The following is a 3,403-nucleotide window of genomic DNA, read 5'->3' on the forward strand; positions in this document are numbered from 1 at the left end:
CGAAGCCGCGGGTAGGCGAGGGCACCGCGATCACCTCGGCTCCCGGCCAGAGCCGGCGTCCCAGCACAATGTCGATGGTTTGCATCGCGGTGCTGTCGCGCTTCGGCGAGAGGCTGTTCTCGCCGCGGTAGGGTGAGCGGAACGCCGGGTGCGCCTGAACCGTGTTGGTCATCTGCCCGCGGAGTAGCCAGCCAAGCTCCTCCAGCCGGGCGAGGTACTCCTCCGCACCCTCGATCAGGGCGTCGATGTTCCGCTGGTAAATCGGGCCTGCGACGCCGCGCTGCGCCGCCGTCTCGCGCGGCGCGATGAGGGCCAGCAGCGCGGCGAGGCCGGCTGCCATCAGGCCGGCGGCGCGGGGCGACCCCGGCCAGGTGATGGGCCCCGCCCTGGCACCTCCTCGCATCGTTCTCGCCACGGCCCGCCGCAGCGCCCGCAGGGGCCGTTCGCCTCCGCTCACCCTCAGTACCGGTCGGGCACGTAGAGCTTGGGCGGCAGCGTCCGGCGCTCATAGTTCGGGTCGAAGACGCGGTCCGGCAGGACGACAGGCTCCTGCGACACCTCCTCATAAGGAATCAGCGACAGCAGATGGGCGATGCAGTTCAGCCGCGCCCGCTTCTTATCGTTGCCCTCGACGATGTACCAGGGTGCTTCCGGGATGTTCGTCCGCTCGAACATGTCCTCCTTCGCCTTGGTGTACTGCTCCCAGCGGACGCGGGACTGCAGGTCCATGGGCGAGAGCTTCCACTGCTTGATCGGGTCGTGGATGCGCATGAGGAAGCGAAGCTGCTGCTCCTGGTCGGTGATCGAGAACCAGTATTTCACAAGGATAATGCCCGAGCGGGCGAGCATGCGCTCAAACTCCGGTACGTCGCGGAAAAAATCCTCCACTTGGCTCTCGGTGGCGAAGCCCATCACCCGCTCGACGCCGGCGCGGTTGTACCAACTGCGATCGAACAGCACGATCTCGCCGGCTGCCGGCAGGTGCTGCACGTAGCGCTGAAAGTACCACTGGGTTCGCTCGCGCTCGGTCGGCGCGGGCAGCGCCACCACGCGGCAGACCCGCGGATTGATCCGCTGAGTGATGCGCTTGATCACGCCGCCCTTGCCGGCGCTGTCGCGCCCCTCGAACAGGATGACGACCTTCAGCCCTTTGTGTGTGACCCAGTCCTGCAGCTTCACCAGCTCGGCCTGCAATCGCAGTAGCTCGCGGAAATACACATTCCGCGGTACGGTGCTGCGCTTGCGCGCCTGCCGAAGTTCCTGCAACGCGGCCGGCACCCGGCTGTCGTCGATCTCTTGCTCAAGCTCTTCGTCTAAATCATCTTCGAGTTCGAGATCGATCCAGCGGTGGTCACCCTCGGCCGGGTGGTGCTCGGACATTGGCTGCGCCTCCATGGGAGAGGTCAGCGTAGTGGGAGCACGGGAGGCAGCAATGACGGTTTTATGTCAGCCGGGTCGCGCAGCCCCGCATGCATCCTGGCACGGCGCTATCATCCCGAAACCTTGGCCGGTCATGCGGGGAGCCACGCCACGTCCTGCGGCACGCCAGTGGTCATGCTCTCCCGGACCACAGGCCTTCCAAAAACCTTCACTGTACCGCCACGCGCTTACACGGCACCTGCGTGTCAACTGAGTTGCGGGGCGGGTCATGCGGCGTGTCGTCGTCACCGGTATGGGCATTGTTTGTCCGCTCGGCATGGGGGTCGCTCCTGTCTGGCAGCGGCTGGTCACCGGCCATTCGGGTATCACCGCCATCACGGCATTCAACAGCGACGGGTTGTCCTGCCGCGTCGCGGGGCAGGTTCCGCCGGGCCTCTGGTCCGAGCTGCCCGACGCGGAAGGTGGCCGCGGCAGCCGTGTCGGCCAGCTCGCCCGGCTCGCGGCGCGGCAGGCTGCGCAGGATGCCGGCTGGCAGCCACGGGATGAAGAGGAGCAGGAGGCGGCCGGTGTCAGTATTGGCTCCGGCTGCGGCGGGCTCGAGGCGATCCACGAGGGCGTGCAGCGACTCCAAGCCGGCGCGCTGGAGGAGGTCGGCCGGCTCCTGCCCGCCGCCATGCTTCACCAGCTCGCCGTGGACGTCGCCCACGACCTCGGCCTGCGTGGCCCACGGCGCGCCGTCTCCACCGCCTGCTCGAGCGGTGCGCACGCTATCGGCGACGCGGCGCGGCTGATCGCCTGCGGCGACGCGGAGGTCATGCTCGCCGGCGGCGCGGAGGCGGCGATCAGCGAACTCGGCATCGCCGGCTTCGCGGCGGCCCGCGCCCTCTCGAGTGCCTTCAACGACACGCCCGGCCGTGCCTCGCGTCCCTGGGATCGTGACCGCGACGGCTTCGTCATGGGCGAAGGCGCCGGCATGCTGGTGCTGGAGGAGCGCGAGCACGCCCGCCGCCGCGGCGCCCGGATCTATGCCGAACTCTCGGGCTACGGGATGTCGGCGGACGCGCACCACGTGACGGCCCCGGCGGAGGGGCATGAGGGCGGCCTGCGCGCGATGCGCAACGCCCTACGCAGCGGCGGCGTCGCGCCCTCGGAGGTGCAGTACGTGAACGCGCACGGCACGTCGACCCCGCTCGGCGATGACCTCGAGCTCGAGGCGGTGGAGCGCCTGTTCGGCGACGCCGCCCGTGGCTTGGCGATGTCCTCGACCAAGTCTGCCACCGGGCACATGCTGGGAGCGGCCGGGGCGGCAGAGGCGATCTTCTCTGTCCTGACGATCCACGAGGGCGTGGTGCCTCCAACCCTCAACCTCGACCGCCCGAGCCGGCCGAGCGTCATCGACCGCGTCGCCCGGAGCGCGCAGGGGCGGCGGGTAAGGGTGGCGCTGTCGAACAGCTTCGGCTTCGGCGGGACCAATGCGAGCATCTTGTTCCGCGCCGCATGAGGAAGAGGCGCCAGGGAGCGCCCGCGTCAGATCCCCTTCCGGTACTCGACCCAGCCTGAACCCGCCCCGGATGCCTCGGCCCCGGGCGGCAGACCCAAGTGGTCGAGCAACTCGGCATTGGCCCCTGGCGGGAGGCAGAACTTAGGCGTGGGTCACACGTGCGCGGGCTAGATCGGCGTAGGACGCCGGACGGTCATCCTGGGCCAACAGTTCTCGGACCATTCTCCGCAGCATCGCCGTGTTCAGCGTGGCAGGGCTGCATGGGGCGAGCAGGCACCGGCCGCGTCGGTAGTTGAGCGAGGCCCAGGGGTGCGGGGACAGGTAGACAACCCGCAGTTCCGGGTGTTGCTCCATCAGTTCGGCTGTCCAGTGGACATCCCTGCTGATTTCCCCAACGTAGACCAGTATCTGGCGCCCATGGCCGAGCAGCGGGGCAATGTCATCGCGCCGTAACACAGAAACCAATGGATGATTTAGGTCCCGCAAACCTGCAGTGATCTGCAATCGCATTTCGGCCGCCGC

Annotated in this window: 4 protein-coding genes; 1 reads left to right on the forward strand and 3 read right to left on the reverse strand. The window is 68.5% G+C overall.

What is annotated here, in order from left to right:
- Both Q7A36_RS38900 and ppk2 read right to left on the reverse strand, forming a co-directional pair.
- On the reverse strand, positions 1-403 hold a 403-nt coding region (locus tag Q7A36_RS38900), incomplete at its 3' end, for a hypothetical protein (protein ID WP_305109159.1).
- 56 nt (positions 404-459) lie between these two features.
- A complete protein-coding gene (gene ppk2, locus Q7A36_RS38905; RefSeq protein WP_305109160.1) occupies positions 460-1,380 on the reverse strand; it encodes a polyphosphate kinase 2 in 921 nt (306 codons plus the stop codon).
- A gap of 268 nt (positions 1,381-1,648) precedes the next feature.
- On the opposite strand from ppk2, the gene fabF reads away from it, so the two are divergent.
- Positions 1,649-2,881: a beta-ketoacyl-ACP synthase II gene (fabF, locus tag Q7A36_RS38910; RefSeq protein WP_305109161.1), complete on the forward strand. Its 1,233-nt coding sequence runs from the start codon at positions 1,649-1,651 to the stop codon at positions 2,879-2,881.
- A 141-nt stretch (positions 2,882-3,022) separates the two neighbouring features.
- Here the strand turns inward: fabF and Q7A36_RS38915 are convergent.
- Positions 3,023-3,403 (reverse strand): hypothetical protein (locus tag Q7A36_RS38915; RefSeq protein ID WP_305109162.1); only part of this gene is annotated, 381 nt, incomplete at its 5' end.

This window comes from Paracraurococcus lichenis (assembly GCF_030657435.1).
Taxonomy (GTDB): Bacteria; Pseudomonadota; Alphaproteobacteria; order Acetobacterales; family Acetobacteraceae; genus Paracraurococcus; species Paracraurococcus lichenis.